The organism is Pseudomonas cedrina subsp. cedrina (assembly GCF_001983175.1).
Taxonomy (GTDB): Bacteria; Pseudomonadota; Gammaproteobacteria; order Pseudomonadales; family Pseudomonadaceae; genus Aquipseudomonas; species Aquipseudomonas cedrina.
Map to the genome: position 1 here is coordinate 72,981 of NZ_MNPW01000003.1, position 24,812 is coordinate 97,792.

The 24,812-nt window shown below is 62.9% G+C and carries 18 protein-coding genes; 8 read left to right on the forward strand and 10 right to left on the reverse strand.

The window, feature by feature from the left end; genetic code table 11:
• Position 1 precedes the first annotated feature (1 nt).
• Positions 2-250 carry a hypothetical protein gene (locus tag BLL36_RS06110; protein ID WP_076950578.1) on the forward strand — a complete coding sequence of 83 codons (249 nt, stop codon included), beginning with the start codon at positions 2-4 and terminating at the stop codon, positions 248-250.
• 67 nt (positions 251-317) lie between these two features.
• Positions 318-707 carry a thioredoxin family protein gene (locus BLL36_RS06115; protein WP_076950579.1) on the forward strand — a complete coding sequence of 130 codons (390 nt, stop codon included), beginning with the start codon at positions 318-320 and terminating at the stop codon, positions 705-707.
• Here BLL36_RS06115 and BLL36_RS06120 read toward each other — a convergent pair.
• Positions 640-2,202 (reverse strand): TerC family protein, encoded by a 1,563-nt coding sequence (locus BLL36_RS06120; protein WP_076950580.1) that lies wholly within the window; start codon positions 2,200-2,202, stop codon positions 640-642. The two genes, BLL36_RS06115 and BLL36_RS06120, sit on opposite strands and share 68 nt — an antisense overlap.
• 479 nt (positions 2,203-2,681) lie before the next feature.
• Between BLL36_RS06120 and BLL36_RS06125 the strand changes: the two genes are divergently transcribed.
• Together BLL36_RS06125 and BLL36_RS06130 are read left to right on the forward strand one after the other, a co-directional pair.
• Complete coding sequence (locus tag BLL36_RS06125) at positions 2,682-3,689, forward strand: substrate-binding domain-containing protein (protein WP_076950581.1); 1,008 nt, start codon at positions 2,682-2,684, stop codon at positions 3,687-3,689.
• Between the two features lie 68 nt (positions 3,690-3,757).
• The gene (locus tag BLL36_RS06130; protein WP_076950582.1) at positions 3,758-4,873 is read left to right on the forward strand and encodes an MDR/zinc-dependent alcohol dehydrogenase-like family protein; all 1,116 of its coding nucleotides are present in this window, start codon (positions 3,758-3,760) and stop codon (positions 4,871-4,873) included.
• Positions 4,874-5,161: 288 nt separating this feature from the next.
• On the opposite strand, the gene sohB is transcribed toward BLL36_RS06130, so the two are convergent.
• Complete coding sequence (gene sohB, locus BLL36_RS06135) at positions 5,162-6,187, reverse strand: protease SohB (protein WP_076950583.1); 1,026 nt, start codon at positions 6,185-6,187, stop codon at positions 5,162-5,164.
• Between the two features lie 207 nt (positions 6,188-6,394).
• Here sohB and BLL36_RS06140 point away from each other — a divergent pair, with 207 nt between their 5' ends.
• Both BLL36_RS06140 and BLL36_RS06145 read left to right on the forward strand, forming a co-directional pair.
• Complete coding sequence (locus tag BLL36_RS06140; protein ID WP_076950584.1) at positions 6,395-7,105, forward strand: histidine phosphatase family protein; 711 nt, start codon at positions 6,395-6,397, stop codon at positions 7,103-7,105.
• A 56-nt stretch (positions 7,106-7,161) separates the two neighbouring features.
• Entirely contained in the window at positions 7,162-7,476 is a 315-nt protein-coding gene (locus tag BLL36_RS06145; RefSeq protein ID WP_076950585.1) for an SCP2 sterol-binding domain-containing protein, read from the forward strand.
• Positions 7,477-7,663: 187 nt separating this feature from the next.
• On the opposite strand, the gene BLL36_RS06150 is transcribed toward BLL36_RS06145, so the two are convergent.
• Positions 7,664-10,300, reverse strand: coding sequence for an MGH1-like glycoside hydrolase domain-containing protein (locus tag BLL36_RS06150; protein WP_076950586.1), 2,637 nt, complete (start codon positions 10,298-10,300; stop codon positions 7,664-7,666).
• 244 nt (positions 10,301-10,544) lie between these two features.
• Between BLL36_RS06150 and hglS the strand changes: the two genes are divergently transcribed.
• On the forward strand, positions 10,545-11,921 hold the full coding sequence (gene hglS, locus BLL36_RS06155; RefSeq protein WP_076950587.1) for a 2-oxoadipate dioxygenase/decarboxylase HglS: 1,377 nt from the start codon (positions 10,545-10,547) through the stop codon (positions 11,919-11,921).
• 126 nt (positions 11,922-12,047) lie between these two features.
• Here hglS and BLL36_RS06160 read toward each other — a convergent pair whose 3' ends face one another.
• Positions 12,048-12,272 (reverse strand): DUF465 domain-containing protein, encoded by a 225-nt coding sequence (locus BLL36_RS06160; RefSeq protein ID WP_076950588.1) that lies wholly within the window; start codon positions 12,270-12,272, stop codon positions 12,048-12,050.
• Positions 12,273-12,446: 174 nt separating this feature from the next.
• Here BLL36_RS06160 and tkt point away from each other — a divergent pair, with 174 nt between their 5' ends.
• Positions 12,447-14,510, forward strand: a complete 2,064-nt coding sequence (tkt, locus tag BLL36_RS06165; protein ID WP_076950589.1) for a transketolase — start codon at positions 12,447-12,449, stop codon at positions 14,508-14,510.
• A 206-nt stretch (positions 14,511-14,716) separates the two neighbouring features.
• Here the strand turns inward: tkt and uvrA are convergent, their stop codons facing one another.
• The 6 genes from uvrA to lexA form a co-directional block, all read right to left on the reverse strand.
• Positions 14,717-17,236: an excinuclease ABC subunit UvrA gene (gene uvrA / locus BLL36_RS06170; RefSeq protein ID WP_076950590.1), complete on the reverse strand. Its 2,520-nt coding sequence runs from the start codon at positions 17,234-17,236 to the stop codon at positions 14,717-14,719.
• Positions 17,233-18,945 (reverse strand): ATP-binding protein, encoded by a 1,713-nt coding sequence (locus tag BLL36_RS06175; protein ID WP_076950591.1) that lies wholly within the window; start codon positions 18,943-18,945, stop codon positions 17,233-17,235. The genes uvrA and BLL36_RS06175 overlap by 4 nt, the downstream gene beginning before the upstream one ends.
• Positions 18,946-19,052: 107 nt before the next feature.
• Positions 19,053-22,145: an error-prone DNA polymerase gene (locus BLL36_RS06180; protein WP_197678470.1), complete on the reverse strand. Its 3,093-nt coding sequence runs from the start codon at positions 22,143-22,145 to the stop codon at positions 19,053-19,055.
• Positions 22,121-23,533: a Y-family DNA polymerase gene (locus BLL36_RS06185; RefSeq protein ID WP_076950593.1), complete on the reverse strand. Its 1,413-nt coding sequence runs from the start codon at positions 23,531-23,533 to the stop codon at positions 22,121-22,123. The genes BLL36_RS06180 and BLL36_RS06185 overlap by 25 nt, the downstream gene beginning before the upstream one ends.
• 7 nt (positions 23,534-23,540) lie before the next feature.
• Positions 23,541-24,155: a translesion DNA synthesis-associated protein ImuA gene (gene imuA / locus BLL36_RS06190; RefSeq protein ID WP_076950594.1), complete on the reverse strand. Its 615-nt coding sequence runs from the start codon at positions 24,153-24,155 to the stop codon at positions 23,541-23,543.
• Positions 24,155-24,772: a transcriptional repressor LexA gene (lexA, locus tag BLL36_RS06195; protein WP_076950595.1), complete on the reverse strand. Its 618-nt coding sequence runs from the start codon at positions 24,770-24,772 to the stop codon at positions 24,155-24,157. The genes imuA and lexA overlap by 1 nt, the downstream gene beginning before the upstream one ends.
• Positions 24,773-24,812 lie beyond the last annotated feature (40 nt).

The window sequence follows — 24,812 nt, forward strand, 5'->3', positions numbered from 1 at the left end:
GATGAAGTTCAGTCTCACCCTGCTTGTGCTCAGCTTCCTGGCCACGGGCAGCGCCTGGGCGAGCAATGATCGTCGCGAGTGCAAGGCAGAGCTGCGCAAGCTCAATGAAGCCTTGAGCACCAACTACACCAGCCAGAATCACCATGGTTATCGCCAGGCAAAGGCCTCAAGGGACAACCTGGAATACAAGAAATGCGCAAGCCAGGCGCGCAAGGCCCGTGAACGCGTGGAACGTAAAGGGGACCTGTGAAGGTTGACAGTAGACCAGGAGGCATTTCCACCTTAGCGTAAGCCAGGGAACGATACGGAGACGCCCGATGAGCTACGCCAACGCGGTGATTGAAGACAAGGCGGCATTCGAGCGTGCACTGGACACCCCCGAGCCGGTGTTCGTGGTGTTTTTTTCACACGATTGCCCAGCATGCACGGACGCGATGCCGCGCTTTATGCGCATCAGCAAGCGCTACGGAGCCCGGGTTAAAATCCTGATCCTTGACTGCTGCAATACGCCACGCCACCCCAGCGTCAAAAGCATTCCAATACTGCTGGTCTACCAGGACCAAACACTGCGTCAAACCATTCCCGGACTAGGGGAGGAAGCGCTTGAAATCGCCTTCAAGCGCTTCACTGGCGATTGCGTTACGCGGCAGGTATCGGCACCAGAACAACCTGCGTCACCCGCCGCTCCTCCACCGCCGCCACCTTGAGGCGCCACCCGTCGTAGTCCAGGCTATCGCCCACAACCGGCAGACGGTCCAACAGGCTCATCACCAAACCAGCCAAGGTCTGGTAATCCTCGGTCGCCTCGGCCTTGAAGCCGATGCGCTGTCGAACCAGATTCAGATTCAAGGCACCATTGGCACGGAAGCCATCGCCCTCCTCGACAATATCCGGGCCCGCGATCTCACTGGCGTCCGGCAACTCACCGGCGATGGACTCGAGAATATCGGTCATGCTCAACACGCCCATGAAGTCGCCGAATTCGTTGATCACGAACGCGATGTGAGTCGACTCCTGGCGCATCTGCTCCAAGGCATTGAGGATCGAAAAACTTTCCAGCAGGTTGATCGCCCGGCGCGCCAGGTGCGCAAGGTTCGGCTCGTTGCCGGCCAGGTATTCCTTGAGCAACTCCTTCTTGTGCACGAAGCCCAACGGCTCATCGACGGCACCGTTGCGGATCAACGGCAGCCGCGAGTAGGACGAATGCATCAATTTCAGGCGGATAGTCTCGGGATCATCCGCCAGGTCGATACAGTCGACGTTGGCCCGCGGCGTCATCAGGCTGCGGATCGGCCGTTCAGCCAGTTGCAGCACACCGCTGATCATCACGCGCTCACGTCGGTCAAACAGCGGGCCTTGCGCAGCATCCGGCTCGCCGAGCAAATCGGCAACCTCCTCGCCTACCTCTTCCACCGCCAGGCTACGCCCGCCGAGCAAACGCATCACCGCATGGGCCGTGCGTTCACGTACCGGCAACACGCCTTGCGCCGACTTCTTGCGCCGCGACCGAGCGATCTGGTTGAACACCTCGATCAGGATCGAGAAACCAATCGCCGCATACAGATAGCCCTTGGGAATATGAAAGCCCAGGCCTTCGGCGGTCAGGGCGAAACCGATCATCATCAAAAAGCCCAGGCACAGCATGATCACTGTCGGGTGCGCATTGACGAAACGGGTCAGCGGCTTGCTCGCGATAATCATCAGGCCGATGGACACGATCACCGCGATCATCATCACCGCCAGCTCGTCCACCATGCCCACGGCGGTAATCACCGCGTCGAGGGAGAACACCGCGTCGAGCACCACGATCTGCGCCACGATCGGCCAGAACATCGCGTAGGCCACGTTGCCTGAACGCTGGGCCACATGCCCTTCCAGACGCTCATGCAATTCCATGGTGGCCTTGAACAGCAGGAACACACCGCCAAACAGCATGATCAGGTCACGGCCGGAGAAGCTCTTGTCGAACACCTCGAACAGCGGCTGAGTGAGGGTCACCAGCCAGGAAATACTCGCCAGCAGGCCCAGGCGCATCAGCAAGGCCAGGGACAAGCCGATCAACCGCGCACGGTCGCGCTGCTCCGGCGGCAGCTTGTCCGCCAGGATCGCGATAAACACCAGGTTGTCGATGCCCAGCACCAGTTCCAGCACAATCAAGGTCAACAGGCCGAGCCAGGCCGTTGGATCCGCTAACCATTCCATTTATAGAGTCTCTTCAATCGATGTTCTGAATGCCGGGCACGGCAAGGCGCGGTCGATGGACCGGTACAAGGCTAGCAGTCGGAATACGGGATGCTTCAGAGGGAACAGCGGCAGCGGGTGTCCTGGAGAGAGACGACTGGGAGGCTCCGAGAGGGTGTTCATGCAAATCCTGCGATGACAAAAGGACTTGAATCGTACAGGCGAACAGGAAACTTCCCACAGTCCGAAACTATTACAAGATCTGTGAACGGACCCTACCGCCATCGATCATATGATCAATAGATGAAATTAATATCAGGCTAAATACAACAAAAAACATGCCAAACCCGGGCGGAACCGGCTTTTTATCAGGTGAAAAAGCCTATTTTGCCGTTTTTAGCGAAAGCGTTTGACTGATCAGAATTTCATTTGATAAACATATGATCACAACAAGGCAATGAACGAACGACTGACTACAACAATAAAACGGGGTTCTCATCATGAAACTTGGTACGACCTTCGCCGCCGCCGCGGCCCTCTCCCTCCTCGCCAGCAGCATCGCCCTGGCCGCCGACGGCAAGACCTACAAGGTCGGCGCCGCGGTCTATGGCCTCAAGGGCCAGTTCATGCAGAACTGGGTGCGCGAGCTCAAGGAACACCCTGCCGTGAAAGACGGCACCGTGCAGTTGACGGTGTTCGACGGCAACTACGACGCGCTGACCCAGAACAACCAGATCGAAAACATGGTGACCCAGCACTACGACGCCATCCTCTTCGTGCCCATCGACACCAAGGCCGGCGTGGGCACCGTCAAGCAAGCCATGAGCAACGACGTGGTGGTCATCGCCTCCAATACGAAAGTAGCCGATGCCTCCGTACCCTACGTGGGCAACGACGACGTGGAAGGCGGTCGCCTGCAGGCCCAGGCGATGGTCGACAAGCTCAACGGCAAAGGCAATGTCGTGATCATCCAGGGGCCAATTGGCCAGTCGGCACAGATCGACCGGGAAAAAGGCGAGTTGGAGGTGCTGGGCAAGCACCCGGACATCAAGATCATCGAGAAAAAAACCGCCAACTGGGACCGCGCCCAGGCCATGACGCTGACTGAAGACTGGCTGAACGCCCACCCCAAAGGCATCAACGGCGTAATCGCGCAGAACGACGATATGGCGCTCGGTGCCATACAGGCACTGAAATCCCACGGCTTGACCTCCAAAGACGTGCCGGTCACGTCCATCGACGGCATGCCGGATGCGATCCAGGCGGCCAAAAAAGACGAAGTCACCACCTTCCTGCAAGACGCCCAGGCCCAATCCCAAGGCGCACTGGATGTGGCCTTGCGCGCATTGGCCGGCAGTGACTACAAGCCGCAATCGGTGATCTGGCAGCGCTACGCCAAGGACGTGAAATGGGGCGACGGCACCGCCAAGAACTACATCCTGCCCTGGGTGCCGGTGACCAACGCCAACGCCGACGCGCTGTACAAGCAAGTCAGCGGCGCCAAATAAGCCGTTGCCGGTTGATCGCTCCCGTGCCCGCGCGGGAGCGATGAGTTCATCATGCTGCGAGGTCTGCCATGTCCACCGTTACCGAACGCCCGCAAGATCAACTGTCCCCGGTCATCCCGAAAACCATGCAGGCCGTGGTCTGTTACGGCCCGGAAGACTATCGCCTGGAAACCGTCGATGTGCCCACGCCCGGCCCCGAGGAGATTCTCACCAAGGTCGAGCTATGCGGGATCTGCATGGGCGACATCAAGACGTATCGCGGCGCGCCCTCGTTCTGGGGCGACGCCGAGCAACCGCGCTACGTGAAACCGCCGATGATCCCCGGCCATGAATTTGTGTGTCGCGTGGTCGCATTAGGCCCCGGTGCGGAAAAACGCGGGGTGAAGGTCGGTGACCGGGTGATTTCCGAGCAGATCGTACCGTGCTGGGGCTGCCGCTTCTGCAACCATGGCCAGTACTGGATGTGCCAGAAGCACGACCTGTATGGCTTCCAGAACAATGTGCAGGGCGCCATGGCCCAGTACATGATCTTCACCAAGGAAGGCATCGTGCATAAAGTCCCGGATTCCATCGCGCCGGACGAAGCCATCCTGATCGAGCCGCTGGCCTGTTCACTGCACGCCGCCGAGCGTGCCAATGTGGATTTTGACGACGTGGTGGTGGTTGCCGGTGCCGGCACGCTGGGCCTGGGCATCATTGGTGCGGTGCGCATGCGCAATCCGAAGAAGCTGATCGTGCTGGACATGAAACCCGAACGCGCCGCCCTCGCCCTGCGCATGGGTGCCGACGAAGTGTGGAACCCGGCCGAAGTCGACGTGCTGGCGAAGATTCGCGCAATCACCGACGGTTACGGTTGCGACATCTACATCGAAGCCACCGGCCACCACAAGGCGGTGAACCAGGGCCTGGCGATGCTGCGCAAGCTGGGGCGCTTCGTCGAGTTCAGCGTATTCAATGACGAAGCCACGGTGGACTGGTCGATCATTGGCGACCGCAAGGAGCTGGATGTGCTCGGCTCGCACCTGGGCCCCTACATGTACCCACGCGCCATCGACTTTATCGGCAACCGCAAGATCGACATGCGCGATGTGGTCACCCACAAATTTGCCCTGGCGGACTTCAAGGAAGCGTTTGCGGTGATGGAGCGTGGCGATAAATCGCTCAAGGTCGTACTCGAACCCTGATACCGCCGCAGAACAAATGTGGGGCATAGGTATTTGCACATCTTTGTAGTGAGCGGGCTTGCCCCGCGCTGGGCTGCGAACCGGCCCCAGATAACGCCACCGCGAGTCCAGATAGAAACAGGTCGCCTGGTTTGGGGCGGCTTCGCCACCCAGCGCGGGGCAAGCCCGCTCACTACAGAGAGGTTTTTCAACCTTTGAAAGTTGTGTAGATCCCTGTGGCCATCGCGGGCAAGTCGAATCGTCGCACCGCGGCTCCCACATGGAGCCACCTGCATTTTCAGCAGCGGCTTACCAGAACCGTTGCTGGGTCAACCGGCTCCACCAGGTCAGCAGCACCCGGTCCACCGAGCCGCTGGCCGCCAGGCCCACACGCTCCTGCAAGCTCTTGCGCTCGGCATAATGCAGGTGGAACACCTCGGCGGTCTTGACCTTGGTCGCCAGGTACTCGTCACTGGTTTGCAGCTCATCGACCAGTTGCTTGTCGAGCGCTGCAACACCCAGCCACACTTCTCCGGTCGCTACCTCATCGATTGCCAGCTGCGGGCGATAACGCGAGACGAAGTTCTTGAACAGTTGATGGGTGATGTCCAGATCTTCCTGGAACTTCTCGCGGCCTTTCTCGGTGTTTTCGCCAAACACCGTGAGGGTGCGCTTGTACTCACCGGCGGTCAGCACTTCGAAGTCGATGTCGTGCTTTTTCAGCAGGCGGTTGACGTTGGGCAACTGCGCGACCACGCCGATGGAGCCCAGGATGGCGAACGGCGCGCTGATGATCTTCTCGCCAATGCACGCCATCATGTAGCCGCCGCTGGCCGCCACCTTGTCGATGCACACGGTCAACGGCACGCCCGCCTGGCGGATACGCGCCAGTTGCGAAGACGCCAGGCCGTAGCTGTGGACCATGCCGCCGCCGCTTTCCAGGCGCAGCACCACTTCGTCTTTTGGTGTGGCCAGGCTCAGCAAGGCGGTGATTTCATGGCGCAGGCTCTCAGTGGCCGAGGCCTTGATATCGCCGTCGAAATCCAACACAAACACCCGTGGCTTGGCCTCGGCTTTCTGCTTGCCCTTCTTCTTTTCGGCCTTGCCTTCAGACTTGCGCAGGGCCTTGAGCTGGTCCTTGTCGAGCAGGCTCGATTCCAGGCGTTCACGCAGGCCCTTGTAAAAGTCATTAAGCTTGCTGACCTGCAATTGACCGGCGGATTTGCGACGACCTTTGCTGCGCAGCGCCGCGAAGCTGATCAGGACCACCAGAATAGCGACCACCAGGGTGACGGTCTTTGCTAAAAAGCTCGCATATTCGGCCAGGAAATCCATATTTCTCTCTATTCAGGACAATGATTTTGATGTGCGCCAGGCGCGCAATGGCCCAAGCATACCGACGGGGCCGCGTTCGGGCCAGTGATCAAACCGCCAGCAAGCCGGTCTCCAACAGGCTTTTAAAACAAGCGTATGTTTTTCCATTGACAGCTTGAAGGCATCCTCATAACCTCGCCTGACTTTCAACGTACCGGGTGAGCGGACGTGGGCAGCATCTATTTGATTCGACATGGCCAGGCCTCGTTCGGTGCAGACGACTATGACGTCCTGTCGCCCGTCGGCGTGGAGCAAGCGCAAGTGCTCGGTCGTCACCTGGCGGACATGGGCCTGGTGTTCGACCGCTGCGTGGCCGGCGACCTGCGTCGCCAGCAGCACACCGCCACCGCCACCTTCGACCAATACAGCGCCCTGGGCCTGCCGGTACCCTTGCTTGAAACCGACAGCGCCTTCAATGAATTCGATGCCGACGCGATCATCCGCGCCCTGCTCCCCGACCTGCTCACCACCGAACCCGAAGCCTTGGAGATCCTGCGCAATGCCACGCAGAACCGCAGCGAATTCCAGCGCATCTTCGCCCTGATCGTCGCGCGCTGGCTGGCCGGCACCTACGACCCGCCGGGGCTGGAAAGCTGGTTGGGGTTCGTGGAACGTGTCCAGGGTGGCCTGCAACGCCTTCTCGAAGCGGCGGACAACACACAGAAAATCGCGGTGTTCACCTCCGGCGGTACCATCACCGCCCTGCTCCACCTGATTACCCGAATGCCCGCCGCCCAGGCCTTCGAACTGAACTGGCAGATTGTTAACACCTCGCTCAACCAGCTGAAATTCCGCGGTCGCGAGGTGGCACTGGCTTCCTTCAACAGCCATACCCACTTGCAACTGTTGAAGGCGCCGCAGCTCATCACCTACCGATGAACCGCGGCCAACCGTGACCCCAAGGTCACTGGACTCCACCCAAAAGGATCGAAACCATGACTGACGTAGCCAAAGCTGTAGAAGCAATGAAAGCCAAATTCAACCCAAGCGCTGCCGAAGGCCTGGACCTGGTGTTCGGTTTCCGCATCGACGACACCAAGAACTTCTCCCTGGTCGTCAAGGACAAGACCTGCTCGCTGCAGGAAGGCGAAAACCCGGACGCCCAAGTGACCCTGGTCATGGACAGCGAAACCCTGGAAGGCATCGTCGACGGCTCCACCGACGGCATGCAGGCGTTCATGGGCGGCAAGCTGCGCACCGAAGGCGACATGATGCTGGCCATGAAGCTGAGCGAGTTGTTCCCTTCCTGATTCAGGGGCGACCTTGGATTTAAATCCCGCCTCTCAAGGCGGGATTTTTTTGTCCGCTATCTGGAATTTGACAGAGCCTCCTGTGGGAGCTGGCTTGCCTGCGATAGCGGTCGACCGGCCACATTGATGCAAGCTGGCACCACGTCATCGCAGGCAAGCCAGCTCCCACATCAATCTGTACAAGCCATCAGGTTTTTGGCTGCAGCAACAACGCCACCAACGCACTCCAGCCGGTCTGGTGCGACGCGCCCAGCCCACGCCCCGTCTCGCCATGAAAGTATTCATGGAACAACACAAGATCCCGACTCGCCGGATCTGCCTCCAACTGCGCATACCCCGCCATTGACGGGCGCAGGCCATTTTCATCGCGCAGGAACAACCCGGTCAGCCGCTGACTCAGGCTGTCGGCTACTTCTTCCAGGGGTGACAGATAACCACTGCCCGTCGGGTACTCCACCGAAAAGTTATCGGCATAGTAGCGGTGAAACTCGCGCAGCGATTCAATCAACATATAGTTGACCGGCATCCACAAGGGCCCGCGCCAGTTGGAGTTGCCGCCGTACAGGCGCGAGTCGGACTCCCCCGGCCGGTAACACGCGCTGAGGGTGTCGCCGTTCATCTTCAGCGCCAGGGGTTGTTCGGCGAAGGCTTTGGACAGGGAGCGCACGCCAAAGGTGGACAAGAACTCGCTTTCATCGAGCATGCGCCGCAGCAGGTCCTTGGTACGCTCGCCGCGCAACAATGCCAACAGCAGGCGATTGCCCTGCCCGGGCTCATTCCAACGTGAGACCAGCTTGGCCAGATCGGGCCGGTGCTGCATGAACCCCAACAGACGCTCGCGCAGTCCCTCCAGGCCTTCATGCTCGCGCTGTTCCAGCACCAGCACGGCGAACAGCGGCATCAGGCCGACAATGGAGCGCAGGCGCACGGGCTCGTTCTGGCCGTCGGGCCGGTGCAACACGTCATAGAAGAACAGATCCTGCTCATCCCACAGGCCTTCGGCGCTGTCATCGACACGGTTGATGGCCCCGGCGATATACAGGAAATGCTCGAAGAACTTCACCGCGATGTCGACGTAGACCACGTTGCGCCTGGCCAGCTCCAAGCCGATGCGCATCAAGTCCAGCGCGTAGGCGGCGACCCATGCCGTGCCGTCGGCCTGGTCCAGCTGGTAACCCGGCGGCAACGCAGCCGAGCGGTCGAACACGGCGATATTGTCCAACCCCAGGAAACCGCCCTGGAACAGGTTGCGCCCCTCGGCATCCTTGCGGTTGACCCACCAGGAAAAATTCAACAGCAGTTTATGGAATATCCGCTCAAGGAAATCCATATCGCCTACGCCCGTCAACGCCTTGTCCTGCTGGTACACCCGCCAACTGGCCCAGGCGTGTACGGGCGGGTTGGCGTCATCGAAGCGCCATTCATAGGCAGGCAACTGGCCGTTGGGGTGCATGAAGCGATCTTTCACCAGCAACAGCAGCTGTTGCTTGGCGTAGTGCGGGTCGATCAGCGCAATGGCCACCGCCTGGAAGCCTTGGTCCCACGAGGCGTACCACGGATATTCCCAGGTGTCGGGCATGGAAAGGATGTCGAAATTCGACAAGTGCCGCCAATGGGTGTTGCGGCTGTGCAGACGCTCGGGCGGCGGTGCGGGTTGCGCCGGGTCGCCGTCGAGCCATTGGTTGACATCGAAATAGTACAGCTGCTTGGACCATAGCAAACCGGCCAACGCCTGGCGCTGCACGTTGCGCGCATCGTCGTCGGCGATGCCGTGTTGCAGGGCGGCGTAGAAGTCATCGGCCTCCTGGCGGCGCTGTTCGAACAGGCGCCGGGCGCTGACCCGAGGCGCACCCACGGGGGCAAAACGCAGGTAGAGGGTTTTGCTTTCCAGACCCGCCAGCTCGAGGATGAAACGCGCCGCGACTTTGGTACCGAGGTCACGGCGAATCGCCGATTCAATTCCCTCGACCACGTAATCATTGATCCCGTCCTTGAACGGCCCCGGCGCCGGCTGCCCCTCCAGCCTGGGCACGTTGCTTTCGTTTTCGCAGAACAACCACTCCACCCCATCCTGACCCCAGGCGCAGAGATGACGGTCAGGCAGTTCGGCATGGCACGCCAGGACCTGGTCTGCGTCCATCTTCAGTTGCGGCTTGGGCGCATCGAAAGTCCAGCTCCAGTCATTGCGTGCCCACAACTGGGGCAGCACCTGCAAACGCGTCGGCTGGTCCGAACGGTTGTGCACGGTGACGCGCATGAAAATGTCATCGGGCTGATGCTTGGCGTATTCGACGCTGACATCGCAGTAGCGGTTGTCTTCGAACACCCCGGTGTCGAGAATCTCGTACTCGGCATCCTCCAGGCCGCGGCGCGCGTTCTCGCCGGTCAAGTCGTCGTAGGGAAAGGCCGCGTGGGGGTATTTGTAGAGCATGCGCATGTAGGCATGGCTCGGTACGCCGTCGACGAAAAAGTACAGTTCCTTGACGTCCTCGCCGTGATTGCCTTCGGCATTATTGAGGCCGAACAGGCGCTCCTTGATGATCGCGTCACGTTCGTTCCACACGGCCAGGCCCAGGCACCAGCGTTGCGCCTTGTCGCTGAAACCGGCCAGGCCATCCTCGCCCCAGCGGTAGGCGCGACTGCGTGCATGCTCATGGGGGAAGTAGGCCCAGGCGTCGCCGTCGGCGCTGTAGTCTTCGCGCACCGTGCCCCATTGGCGTTCACTCAGGTAAGGGCCCCACTCGCGCCAGCGTTCGACCTGCGGCATCGCCAGGCGCTGGCCTTCGGTGGTCTCAAGCAGTCGGGTGTCGGGTGTGGCCGTCATCGGGTCCTCCATCGCCTACCGGGTGAGCGGCAGTGTAGAGCCCAATGACGCCCGGTTGCACATGAAGCTTTGGAAGATGGCGTAGGTGTAGTTGAAGATCAGGCGGGCTGTTTTTGTCATATCCCGGTCATTTCATTCATTTGCAGAATGAAGTCCTGAGGATTCTTCGTTTGCAAGCAAGCCTCTGGCTCAACAAACTCAGGCAAAGGCTTTTTTCATCGCCGTCGCCATCAGGAATTTTTCTATGCACGCCACCGCACATGTCAGCCCGGACGAGATCCGCAAGGGCTTTTCCAGGGCCATGTCCGATATGTACCGAGAAGAGGTCCCCCTGTACGGCGCGTTGATGGAACTGGTGGCCGAGACCAATACCCGCGTGCTCGACACCGAGCCGCTGCTGGCGCAACAACTGCAACGCACCGGCGAAATCCGGCGCCTGGACATGGAACGCCACGGCGCCATCCGCCTGGGCACCGCCGCGGAACTGGCGACCATCAGCCGCCTGTTTGCGGTGATGGGCATGCAGCCGGTGGGCTATTACGACCTGACGCCGGCCGGCGTGCCCGTGCACTCCACGGCCTTTCGCGCGGTGCACGAACAGGCGCTGCAAACCAGCCCGTTCCGCGTATTCACTTCGTTGCTACGCCTGGAGCTGATCGAGAACCCCGAGCTGCGCGCCTTCGCCGAAACCGCCCTGGCCAAGCGCTCGATCTTCACCCCCGGCGCTCTCGCGCTGATCGAACAAGCGGAAAAGGACGGCGGCCTCAACGCCGTGAATGCCGATGAATTCGTGCGCCAGGCCCTGGAAACCTTTCGCTGGCACCCCAGCGCCACGGTCACGGGTGCGCAGTACCGGCAGTTGAGCGACCAGCACCGCCTGATCGCCGACGTGGTGGCCTTCAAGGGTCCGCATATCAACCACCTGACCCCACGCACCCTGGACATTGACCAAGTCCAGGCCGCCATGCCCGGCAAAGGCATCACGCCCAAGGCCGTGATCGAAGGCCCGCCGCGCCGCCATTGCCCGATCCTGCTGCGCCAGACCAGCTTCAAGGCCCTCGACGAGCCCATCGCCTTCACCGATGCCCAAGGCAGCCACAGCGCGCGCTTTGGCGAAATCGAACAACGCGGTGTCGCGCTCACGCCCAAGGGCCGCGCGCTGTACGACAGCTTGCTGAACGCCGCGCGCGATGAACTGGGCGCCTTCCCCAATGAGGGCAACGCCGCACGGTATACGCAATTGATGGAACACCACTTCCAGGCCTTCCCGGACAACCACGCGCAGATGCGTGAACAGGGCCTGGCGTATTACCGCTACTTCGCCACCGAGCAAGGCCTGGCCGCGCGGGGCAGCGCCGGTCAACCGCGCAGCCTGGACGCACTGGTCGCGGCCGGTCACATCGATGCGGAGCCGTTGGTGTATGAGGATTTCCTGCCGGTGAGCGCGGCGGGGATTTTCCAGTCGAACCTGGGGGATGTCGCGCAGAGCCACTACGCGGCCAATGCGAACAAGGCCGAGTTTGAACAGGCGCTGGGGCGTCGGACCGTGGATGAATTGACGCTGTATGGCGAGACGCAGCAGCGCTCGGTGGATGAATGCACCCAGGCACTGCTGGGGTGACATGAAACGTGTAGGAGCGAGCTTGCTCGCGAAAAACGTTAACGATAACGCGTGCATCCTGGATAAACGCGGTGCCTGTGAGTTCTTCGCGAGCAAGCTCGCTCCTACAGGGATTTTGCCTCGTGCTTAACCCAACTTCGCGACTATTTCGTCTTTGATCAACAGCCGTTTCTTCTTCAGTTTTTCCACATCCTCATCGCTGGCGCTTGCCGATTCCGCCTTCAGCACCTCCCCGTCGGCGGCGTCGTATTGGGTGAGCAGCGAGTCCAGGCGTTTGTCGCCCGCCCTGCGTTCGTGAACGGCTTCCTTGCTCAATCCCAAGTCCTGATACAGGTCGTGTTTCACTGGCATGGCGTACCTCCGCAGTTGATCTATGGCTTACGCCCTAGAAGCTAGACCATTGCGGGGGGTCTTGTCATGTGCGGGGTCGATTCATCCCCGTTCGTCGCAGCGCAGGCCTTTGGATCAAACCTTTGCGCCGCCCTGCCCTCCACTCTAGATAGCCATTCGAGGGAGACCGGTTTCATGACGCATGCCGCCACCGCAGTCGACACCCAATGCATCAACACGATTCGCACCCTGGCCATGGACGCCGTGCAGAAGGCCAATTCCGGGCATCCGGGCACACCCATGGGCCTGGCGCCGGTGGGCTATACCTTGTGGAGCCGCTTCCTGCGCTACCACCCGGAACATCCCGACTGGCCCAACCGCGACCGTTTTGTGTTGTCGGTGGGGCATGCGTCGATGCTGCTGTATTCGCTGCTGCACCTGGCCGGCGTAGTCGAGATCGACGCCCATGGCAAGCGCTCCGGCCAGCCGGCGATCAGCCTGGACGATATCAAGCAGTTCCGGCAGTCCGACTCGAAAACCCCGGGCCACCCCGAATACCGCATGACCACCGGCGTCGAGACCACCACCGGCCCACTCGGCCAGGGCTGCGCCAACAGCGTCGGCATGGCGATGGCCGAGCGTTGGCTGGGCCAGCGTTTCAATCGCGATGGCGAAGTGCTGTTCGACTACAACGTCTACACCCTGTGCGGCGACGGCGACATGATGGAAGGCATCAGCAGCGAAGCCGCGTCAATGGCCGGGCATCTCAAGCTTGCGAACCTGTGCTGGATCTACGACAACAACACCATCAGCATCGAAGGCCACACCGAACTGGCCTACAGCGAGGACGTGATCAAGCGTTTCCAGGCGTACGGCTGGCACACCTTGCACGTCACCGACGCGAACGATTTGCAGGCCTTGAGCACGGCGCTGGAGACCTTCCAGGCAAACACCGGCGCACCGACCCTGATCGTGGTCGACAGCGTGATCGGCTACGGCTCGCCGCACAAACACAACACCGCCGCCGCCCATGGCGAGCCACTGGGCGATGACGAAATCCGCCTGACCAAGGCCGCTTACGGCTGGCCGCAGGATTCGAGTTTCCTGGTGCCCGACGAAGCCCGCAGCGTATTGCAAGAGGCGCTGCTGGAACGCAGCCAGCCGTTGTACGACGCCTGGCAACGACAGCTGTCGCAGCTTGAGCACGACCGGCCGCAGCTGGCCGACGAGCTGCAACGCATGCGCGCCGGGGAAATGCCCGAGCAATGGCAAAGCGATCTGCCTCACTTCGACAGTGATGCCAAGGGCGTGGCCAGCCGCGCCGCCGGTGGCGAAGTGCTGAATGCGTTCGCCCGGCAGATTCCCTGGCTGCTCGGCGGTTCGGCGGACTTGTCGCCTTCGACCAAGACCAACCTCACCTTCGACGGCGCCGGGCGTTTCAGTGCCGACGACTACAGTGGGCGCAACCTGCACTTCGGCATCCGCGAACATGCCATGGGCGCGATTGCCAATGGGATGGCGCTGTCCTATCTGCGCCCGTACACCTCGACATTCCTGGTGTTCAGCGACTACATGAAACCGCCGATCCGCCTGGCGGCGATCATGGAGTTGCCGGTGATATTTGTGTTCACCCATGATTCGATTGGCGTGGGTGAGGATGGGCCGACGCACCAGCCAATCGAGCACCTCACACAGTTGCGCGCCACACCGGGGTTGCTGACCCTGCGCCCGGGCGATGCAAATGAAACCCTGGAGCTGTGGAAAGTGGCCCTGGCGCAGACCCATCGGCCCAGCTGCGTGGTGTTGTCGCGCCAGCCGTTGCCGACCTTGGACCGCACCCAATATGCGCCCGCCAGCGGAGCGGCCAAAGGCGCTTATGTGCTGGCGGGCGCGGATGAACCCCAGGTGATCCTGTTGGCGACGGGCAGCGAAGTCAGCCTTGCGGTGGCGGCCTATGAACAACTCAAAAGCGAAGGGATTGCCGCGCAGGTTGTCTCCATGCCCAGCTGGGAGTTGTTTGAAGATCAGGACCCGGCTTATCGCGACAGTGTCTTACCGCCTGTGGTGAAAGCCCGGGTGGTGGTGGAACAGGCCGGGCCGCTGGGTTGGGATCGGTATGTGGGGCAGACCGGGGCCAAGGTGGTGATGAACAGCTTTGGCGCGTCCGCGCCGCTGGCCAAGTTGCAGGAGAAGTTTGGGTTTACGGTGGAGAACGTGGTGGCGCAGGCCAAGGCGCAAATCCAACTGACTCAACACTGAGCAAACCTGTGGGAGCAGGATGGCCAAAAACATCTGTGTAGTGAGCGGGCTTGTCGAATCGTCGCACCGCCCGCGCTGGGTGGCGAAGCCGCCCCAAAGCAGGCGACCGGGTTCTGCCTGAAACTCGGCGGTGTCTTTATTGGGGCCGCTTCGCAGCCCAGCGCGGGGCAAGCCCGCTCACTACAGGGTTGTATAGATACGCAGGGTTAGATCAGTTCTCTGGCCAGGAATGGCGCGGTGCGGCTGGCCTTGCTCTTGGCAACGGTCTGCGGCGTGCCGCAGGCCACTACCTTGCCGCCCAGGTCGCCGGCGCCCGGCCCAATATCAATCACCCAATCACTCTGCGCCACCACGCGCATTTCATGCTCCACCACAACCACCGTATGCCCCGCCTCCACCAAGTGATTCAACTGGCTGAGCAAGCGGTCGACATCCCGTGGATGCAAGCCGGTGGTAGGCTCATCCAACACATACAAGGTGGCGCCCCGCGCATTGCGTTGCAACTCGGTCGCCAGTTTGATGCGCTGCGCTTCGCCGCCGGACAGTTCGGTGGCCGGCTGCCCAAGGCGCAGGTAGCCCAGGCCGATATCGCGCAACACCTGCAACGAACGCAACACTCCCGGTTGTTCGGCGAACACCTCGACCGCCTGCTCCACCGTCAAGCCCAACACCTGAGCGATGCTCAAGCCTTGCCATTTGATCGCCAAGGTCTCGGGGTTGTAGCGCGCCCCGTGACAGGTCGGGCATGGCGCATAGACGCTGGGCATGAACAGCAGCTCGACACTGACAAACCCCTCGCCTTCACAGTTCGGGCAGCGCCCCTTGGCGACGTTGAACGAAAACTGCCCTGCGTCGTAACCGCGCTTTTTCGCGGCCGGCGTGGCGGCGAACAATTTGCGCACGTTGTCGAACAGACCGGTATAGGTCGCCAGGTTGGAGCGCGGGGTGCGGCCGATGGGTTTCTGGTCCACCTGGACCAGGCGGCGGACCTGCTCAAGGCCAGCGCCGATACGCCCGCCACTGGTTTGCGGCACGTCGTCTTCCAGGCTCGGCTCTTCGTCGTTTTCCACCGCCCGCCCAAGGCCGCTGCCCACCAGTTCCAGCAGCGCCTGGCTGACCAGGCTGGACTTGCCCGAACCGGAAATGCCGGTGACCGCCGTAAAGCAGCCCAACGGGAAATCCACAGTCAAGTCCTTGAGGTTATTGCGCGTCACGCCTTCCAGTTTCAGCCATCCGGAAGGCGTGCGGCGCACCGGGTTCGGCATGCGCTTTTCGGCGAACAGATATTCACGGGTCTGCGACGCCTGCACCTGTGCCAGGCCGGCCGGTGGCCCGCTGTACAAGACTTGCCCGCCATGCTCACCGGCGGCCGGGCCGACATCGATCAGCCAGTCGGCGCGGCGCATGGTTTCCAGGTCGTGCTCCACCACGAACAACGAATTGCCCGCCGCTTTCAAACGCTCCAGCGCGGTGAACAGCGCCTCGCCGTCCGCCGGATGCAGGCCCGCCGACGGTTCGTCCAGCACATAGATCACGCCGAACAGCTGCGAGCCCAATTGCGTGGCCAGGCGCAGCCGCTGCAACTCGCCGGACGACAAGGTCGGTGTACTGCGCTCCAGGGACAGATACCCCAGGCCCAGCTCGGTCAAGGTGCTGACCCGCTCCAGCAGGTCCTGGGCAATGCGCTGCGCCGCCAGGCGTTTTTCCACCGACAGTTTCATCTTGTCCTGCCCGGCCGCCACCGGGCGCAGCAACTCGGCCAATTGCGCCAGCGACAGTTGCGACAACTCGCCGATATCCACCCCGGCAAACTTCACCGACAGCGCGGCCTTGGTCAGGCGCTTGCCCTCGCACAACGGGCAGGCGCTGCCCTGCATGAACTGCGAGACGCGCTTTTTCATCAGCGCGCTCTGGGTGTGGCTGAAGGTGTGCAGGATGTAGCGCCGCGCACCACTGAAGGTGCCCTGGTAACTGGGCTCCAACTTGCGTTTCAGCGCGTCGCGAGTCTGCGCCGGGGTGAAGCCGGCATACACCGGGACGGTCGGGGTTTCCTCGGTGAACAGGATCCAGTCGCGCTGCTTTTTCGGCAGGTCGCGCCAGGGGATATCCACGTCATAACCCAGGGTCACCAGGATGTCGCGCAGGTTCTGCCCCTGCCACGCCAACGGCCAGGCCGCCACCGCGCGCTGGCGAATCGTCAGGGAAGGATCCGGCACCATCAACGCCTCGGTCACTTCATACACGCGCCCCAGACCGTGGCATTGCGGGCAGGCGCCCTGGGGCAGGTTCGGCGAAAAATCCTCGGCGTACAGCATCGCCTGGCCCGGCGGGTAACTGCCGGCGCGGGAATACAGCATGCGAACCAGGCTCGACAGCGTGGTAACGCTGCCCACCGACGAGCGCGCGCTCGGCGTACCGCGCTGCTGTTGCAGGGCCACGGCGGGCGGCAGGCCTTCGATGCTGTCCACATCCGGCACGCCGACCTGGTCGATCAACCGTCGCGCATACGGCGCCACCGACTCGAAATAGCGCCGCTGGGCCTCGGCATACACCGTGGAAAACGCCAGTGACGACTTGCCGGAACCCGACACGCCGGTAAACACCACCAGGGCGTCGCGCGGGATATCCACGTCGACATTGCGCAGGTTGTGTTCGCGGGCGCCACGCACGCGGACGAAGCCGGTGGATTGGGCGGTGATCGGCGGGATGTTGCGCTGTGAAGTCATGGACAACCTTGTCGGGCGGTGAGCACGCTGCGCACCCGTTGCGTCAGGGCTTCGGGGCTGTAGGGCTTGCTCAGCAGATGAATATCGGGGGTCAGCAAATGGTTGCTGGACAGGATGTCGCGGGTATGGCCGGAAGTGAACAGCACCGGCACCGGCGGCGTTTGCTGGCGGGCCCACTCAGCCAGGTCGGTACTCTTGATGCGGCCGGGCATCACCACGTCAGTGAAGATCAGTTCCGGATGCAAACCCTCTTGCAGTTTGAGCATGGCCTGGTCGCCGTCTTCGGCCGTGAGTACGGTGTAGCCGGATTGTTCGAGCAGCTCCACCACGGTCAGGCGTACGCCTTCATTGTCCTCGACCACCAGGATGGTTTCCTGGCCGCCGCTGGGGGGCACGTGGTCTATATCCCCATCAGGGCATTCAGGCTCCAGGCTGTGGGGGAAATACATCTGCACCACCGAGCCTTTGCCCTCCTCGCTCCACATCTCCACATGCCCGCCGCTTTGACGCACAAAGCCGAACACCATGCTCAGGCCCAGGCCGGTGCCATGGCCTTCGCGCTTGGTGGTGAAGAAGGGTTCAAACGCACGCTTGAGGGTGGTCTCGGACATGCCGACGCCGGTGTCGATAACCGCCAGGCGCACGTACTCGCCGGGCTTGATGCTTTTACCCGCGCAATCGTCGGGGTTGAGAATAACGTTCTCGCCGGTGATACGAATCACGCCCTCGCCCTTCATGGCGTCCCGGGCATTGATCGCCAGGTTGAGCAGTGCGTTTTCCAGCTGGTTGCGGTCGACATTGATGCACCAGGAATCCTGGGGCAGTTGCACATCGATATGAATGGTTTCCCCCAACGCGCGTTGCAACAGTTCACCGAGGCCTGCGTAGATGCGTTGCGGGTTGTACACCGCCGGCGACAGCGGTTGGCGGCGGGCAAACGCGAGCAGTTGCGAGGATAACTTGGACCCGCGCTCCACCGCCGCAATGGCGGCCGCGACACGCCGCTGCACCTGGGTGTTCTCCGGTTCATGGCGGGCCAGCAGGTGCAGGTTGCCGGCGATCACTTGCAGCAGATTATTGAAGTCATGGGCCACGCCGCCGGTCAGGCCGCCGATGGCTTCGAGTTTCTGCGACTGGCGCAGCTGCTCTTCGGCGGCGGAGCGCGCCTGCACTTCCGCGGCCACGCGCTGCTCTAGATTGTGGGTGAGCTCCTGGCGCACCTGCTCGGATTTCACCAGTTCGGTGGTCTCCACCACAATCGCCAGCACCCCGGCGGGTCGCTGGTCGTCGCCGGCGACGGGGCTGTAATACAGATCCAGCCAGACGGTTTCCGGCTTACCGTTGCGCGACAGGACCAGGTCTTTGTTGTTGAAAGACAAGGTGCCGCCGGCCAGGCAAGTGTCGACCACGTGCCGGTTGAAGTCAGCCACTTCCGGCCAGCCCAGCTCGACCGGCATACCCAGCAGCTTCGGGTGTCGGCCGCCGGCGAATACCGAATAGCTGTCGTTGTAGATCATGTAACCCGCCCGGCCCCACAGCATCACCATCGGCACGGGAGAAGCGAGCATCATCTGCACGGTACAGGCCAGGCTGGTGGACCAGTCTTCAATGGCGCCCAAGTCGGTGGTAGACCAATCGAAGGAGCGAATACGCCGGGCCATTTCTCCGGCCCAGCCTTCACAGCCGTGAGGGTTGGATAAAAACTGCATAGTAAACTCTGCGCGGGGGAAGACAGTCGCCAAATTTGGAGCGCGTCAGACGCGGATGGTTTCATCTCTTATAATTTATGGGCTTACGACTGCACAAGTCACCTGTCTCAGTGAAAATCCCGACTGCGCACGTTTATCCCTTCCAACAACGGCGTCAGGTCGGTGAGTCGCCCGGCAATCAGGTGCCGCACCTCGCCCACGGCCTCCCAACGTCCGTCCACTTTCAACAGGCGCGAACCCACCAGGGCCTGGCGTTGACGTTCGGCCAGGTCGCGCCAGACCACCACATTGAGGTTGCCGAATTCATCTTCCAGGGTCACGAAGGTCACGCCGCTGGCGGTGCCTGGGCGCTGCCGACCGGTGACCAGCCCGGCGACGCTGACATTGCGCCCATGCTCGACCTGCATCAGCTCCTGTGAACTGCGGCAGCGCCGTTTGCGCAATTCAGCCCGCAGCAACGCCAACGGATGGGGGCCAAGGGTAGTACCGACCGTGGCGTAGTCGGCGTGCAGGTCCTCGCCCACCGTCGGTGCCGGTAATTGCACCACCGCTTCTTCCGGGCTGGGCAGGCCGGCAAACAGCCCGAGTTGTTTGTGCACGCCCGCCACTTCCCAGCGTGCCGTGTGCCGGTTGCCGGCCAGGGCGCGCAAGGCGCCGGCGTCCGCCAGCAACGCCTGGGCGCGTGCCTCCAGCCCGGCGCGCTCGTCCAGGTCGGCAATGCCGCTGAACGCGCGACGCTGGCGTGCGGCTTCGATGCGCCGCGCATCCTCTTCGCGAAACCCCGAGATCATGCGCAGGCCCATGCGAATCGCCGGCTGCGCGCCGTCGATGGGCTCCAGGCTGCAATCCCAGTCGCTGGCCTGCACGTCCACCGGGCGGATCTGCAAGCGATGGCGGCGCGCGTCCTGCAGGATCTGGTCCGGGCTGTAGAAACCCATGGGCCAGCTGTTGATCAGCGCACAGGCAAACGCCGCCGGTTCATGGCACTTGAGCCAGCAACTGGCGTAGGTCAGCAAGGCGAAACTGGCGGCGTGGGACTCGGGAAAGCCATAACTGCCAAAGCCCTTGATCTGCTCGAAAATCTGCGCGGCGAAGGCTTCGGTGTAGCCGTTTTCCAGCATGCCGGTGCGCAGGCGTTGCCGGTGCGGTTCCAGACCGCCGTGGCGCTTCCAGGCGGCCATGGAGCGGCGCAACTGGTCGGCCTCGCCGGGGCTGTAGTCGGCGGCAACCATGGCGATCTGCATCACCTGTTCCTGGAACAAGGGGATGCCCAGGGTCCTTTCCAGCACGGCCTTGAGTTCCGGCGAAGGGTAAGTGGTTGGCTCTTCCTTGTTACGCCGGCGCAGGTACGGGTGCACCATGCCGCCCTGGATCGGCCCCGGGCGCACAATCGCCACTTCGATTACCAGGTCATAAAAGGTCTGGGGCTTGAGCCGGGGCAACATCGCCATTTGTGCCCGCGACTCGATCTGGAACACGCCGATGGTGTCGGCCTTGCTGATCATTGCGTAGGTGGCCGGATCTTCCTTGGGGATGCCGGCCAGGGACAGGTCCCGATTGCGATGGCGGCGCAGCAGGTCGAAGCAGCGGCGGATCGCGCTGAGCATGCCCAGGGCCAGGATATCCACCTTGAGCAGGCCGACGGCATCGAGGTCGTCCTTGTCCCACTGGATGATGGTGCGGTCGGCCATGGCGGCGTTTTCCACCGGCACCAGGGTGTCCAGCGGGTATTCGGAAATCACGAAGCCGCCGGGGTGCTGAGACAGGTGCCGGGGGAAGCCGATCAGCTGCTGGGTGAGGGTGAGCACGCGGCGCAGGATCGGGCTCTGCGGGTCGAAACCGGCTTCACGCAGGCGCTCCAGGGGCGGCGCGTCGTCGCTCCAACGCCCGCAACACTCGGCCAGCGCGTTGATCTGGTCCGGCGGCAAGCCCAAGGCCTTGGCCACATCGCGCACCGCGCCGGTCGCGTGGTAAGTGCTGACCACCGCCGTCAATGCCGCGCGGGTGCGGCCATAGCGCTGGAACACGTACTGCAGCACCTCTTCGCGGCGTTCATGCTCGAAATCCACGTCGATGTCCGGGGGCTCATTGCGCTCTTTGGACAGGAAACGCTCGAACAACACGTTCGAAAGGCTCGGGTCGATCTCGGTGATGCCCAAGGCAAAACACACCGCCGAGTTGGCCGCCGAGCCACGGCCCTGGCAGAGGATCGAACGGCTGCGGGCGAACTGCACGATGTCATGCACCGTGAGGAAATAGCTTTCGTAGCCCAGCTCGCTGATCAGTTGCAGTTCTTTGTTGATCTGCTGCAAGGTCTTGGCGTCGACACCTTGCGGCCAGCGCCGGGCCATGCCTTCTTCGGTCACGGCGCGCAACCAGGTCCTGGCGTCGTAGCCGGCGGGGACCAGTTCGCGCGGGTAGTGGTAACGCAATTGGCTGAGGTCGAACGTGCAACGCCGCGCGATGACCTCGGTTTGCTCAAGCAGCGACGCGGGATACAGCGCCTGCAACGCCTCCAGGCTGCGCAGATGCCGCTCGCCATTGGGGTGCAGGCGCGTGCCGGCGTCGGCCACCGGCACGTGATGACGGATGGCGGTCATGGTGTCCTGCAGGGCCCGGCGGCCGCGCGCATGCATATGCACATCGCCACAGGCCACCGCCGGGATGCGCAGGCTGGCGGCCAGGCCCAGGCGTTGCTCCAGCAGGCGCGCATCGTCCTGGCCGCAATGCAGGTGCACCGCCAGCCACAAGCGCTCGGCGAAGGTGCGGCGCAGCCACTGGATCGAGGCCTGGGTGTCGCTGTCTTCGGCAACCCACAGCGCCAGCAGGCCAGGCAGCGGTTGCTCGAAGTCCTCGCGCAGCAGGCGATAGCGGCCTTTTTCGGCACGTCGCCGGGCCAGGGTGATCAAGCGACACAGGTGTTGGTAGCCGCTGAGGTCTTCGACCAGCAGCACCAGCTTCGGGCCGTTCTCGATGCGCACCTCGCTGCCGATAATCAGCGGCAACTGCACCGCCTTCGCTGCCTGCCAGGCCCGCACGATGCCCGACAGGGTGCATTCGTCGGTGATCGCCAGGGCGCTGTAGCCTTGACGCTTGGCGCGTTCGAACAACTCCAGCGCACTCGACGCGCCGCGCTGGAAGCTGAAGTTGGACAGGCAATGCAGTTCGGCGTAGCTCATGCAAACCAGCCTTGCAGCCACAACCCATCGTATTGGCCAACGTTGCGGAACGCCCAGCCTTGCTGGCCGGCGCGGGTCTGGATCAGGTAGTAGTCGCGGCGGATATCGGCACCATCCCACCAACCGGATTCGATACGTTCCGGGCCCATGAGTATCTGCACACCGTGGTCGGCCAGGAGCACGGGTTCGTTCAGCAGCCAGCCGGGACGTTGGACGGGGCTCAAGGCCGGGCACGGGTGTTTATCCGCCGCCGCTTGCCAGGCGCATTCGGGGCGATGGTCAGCATGGAAGCGCAGGCCCTGCACCGCCTCATCGCCCAAGCGGGCGCGCAGGCGTTCGCGCAATTGCTCCCACGGCAGGGTCTGGTGCGGGCGGTCGTCGAACAGGTCCTGGCGCTGCGGCACGAACACCGGCAAGTCCTGCGCCACCAGGCGAAAGCCGCGCACCGGTGAAGTGACTTGCACCTGCTCGAGGCGGCCTCGGGCCAGTTCAAACAACATCGCCGGTTCGCGCTCGGCGCTGAGCAGGCCGACCTTGATCACACTGTCCGGGGCCTGGGCGTGTTCCAGGTGCAGGTCGAAGCGCTGCACGCCACTGTCGCGGCCACACAAAAACGCGGACAAATCACCGGTCAGACGCCTTAGAGGAAACAGCAACGCCTGGTGGGACTGCACGTCGAAATTAAGCTCGATGCGCGCATCGAAGCGGTCCGGCAGTTGATAGAACGCCAGGGCCAGTGGTCGCTGCCCGACCAGGGCATCGAGGTGCTTGAGCAGGCCGGCATCGAAACGCCGCGCCAAGGTATGCCGGGGCAGCGCCTGCACCTGGGCCAGGCTGCGCAGGCCCATGCGTGCCAAGGCAGTGGCGGCCTGCGGGTCGAGACCGGCGCGGTCGATCGGCAACGGCGCCAGGGCCTGCGGCAAGCCGTCATCCTGCACCGCCAGGCCATCGTAGAAATTGGCCAGCACCCGCGCCGCGGCCGGGTTGGGCGCGGCGACGATGCGGTGGTGAAAACCCAGTTCGGTCAATTCCTTGCGTAAGCGCGCTTCGAACCGTGGCCAGGGCCCGAACAGGCCCAGGCTCGATTCGATCTCGAACAACAAGGCGCGCGGATAGTACAGGCTGACCTGGGAGCTGAACTGGTAGGCCCATGCGGCCAGAAACTGTTGGCTGCGTTCAATCTCGGCGGGATCGTATTCGGCGCAGGCAAAGGTCTTGGCCAGGGCATGCGCCGCCGTCAGCGACTGGCCGGGGCGCAGGCCCAGGGCGCGGGCCGCGTCATTGACGGTCTGCAGCACCCGCCGCTGCGGCGTGCCGGCCAGCAGGGCCAGCGGCTGGTCCGGCTCGGGGTGCACACGCTGCACCCCGTCCAGCGCCAATTGCGGGAAGACAATACACACCCAGCGCATGGCAAGCTCAGTGCCCCGCCAGCGCAATCGGCGCCGGATGGGCCAACCCGCCCCGGCACTTGAGCACGCGCACCTGGGCAGGCCTGGCCTCCACGGCCAGGCGCAAGGCGGCGGGCGATGCATTGACCGCCTCACTCAAGGCGCGCCAGGCAAACGCCAGGGTCTGTCCGGTTTCCGCCGCCACTTGCAGGCGCCGCAGCGCACGGTCATCGGCCTTGCGCGGCCAACACAACACCGCGCCACAACTGCCGGAACGCAAGCACTGCTCCGCGGCCCACAAGGCGTCGCGCTCCTGCGCCTGGACCACTGAAAGCAGGCGCAAATCCACCCCGGCGTTCTGCCAGGCGTGGGGATACGGTGTATAGGGCGGCGCCACCAGCACAATGCGCTCCCCCGCCTTTGACAAGCGCGCCAGGGTCGGCAGCACCAGTTGCAGTTCGCCCACGCCCTCCCTGGCCATCAGGATTTCACTCAAGGCCGCCTCCGGCCAGCCGCCCGTGGGCAACACCGCGTCCAGCGCCGCCAGCCCGGTGGGGTGTACGCTGGCCGGCGGCGCGGCGGGCCGGCCCTTCCAGACACGCCCGCCATTGAACAGCGTGTCCAGGGCAACCACGGCGCCCATCAGCCTTGCCTCACCAGGCCGCAGAACACCCCTTCGATGGCCAGGTCCTGATCGGGCCCGACGACGATGGGTTGATACGCGGGGTTGCGCGGCAACAGGCGCACGCTGTCGCCGTTGCGTTCGAAACGCTTGATGGTCACTTCGCCATCCAGGCGCGCCACCACGATCTGCCCGTTCAAGGCCTCGGCATTGCGGCGTACGCCAACCAGGTCACCGTCGAGAATGCCGTCTTCGATCATGGAGTCGCCCTGCACCCGCAACAGATAGTCCGGGGTTTTGGCGAAGGTCGACGGGTCCAGCTGCAGGCGGCTGTGCACTTCGGCATCGGCGCCGATGGGCAAGCCGGCAGCGACGCGCCCGAGCACCGGCACATCCAGCCATTCCGGGCGCACCGGTTGGTTGAGCAGGCGAATGCCTCGGGCCTGGTGGGGGTTGACCTCGATAAACCCGGCTTCGGTCAGCGCGAGCACATGCTTGCGCGCCACGCTGCGCGAGGCAAAGCCGAACGCCTCGGCGATCTCGGCGAGGCTGGGGGGCTGGCCTTGCTGCGCGATGCGGTCGCGGATGAAGGTCAGGATGGCGGTACGGCGGGGCGTTAGAGTCGTCATGGAGTACATTTGTACTCCTGTAGGAAATTTCTGACAATAGCCGCCAGTC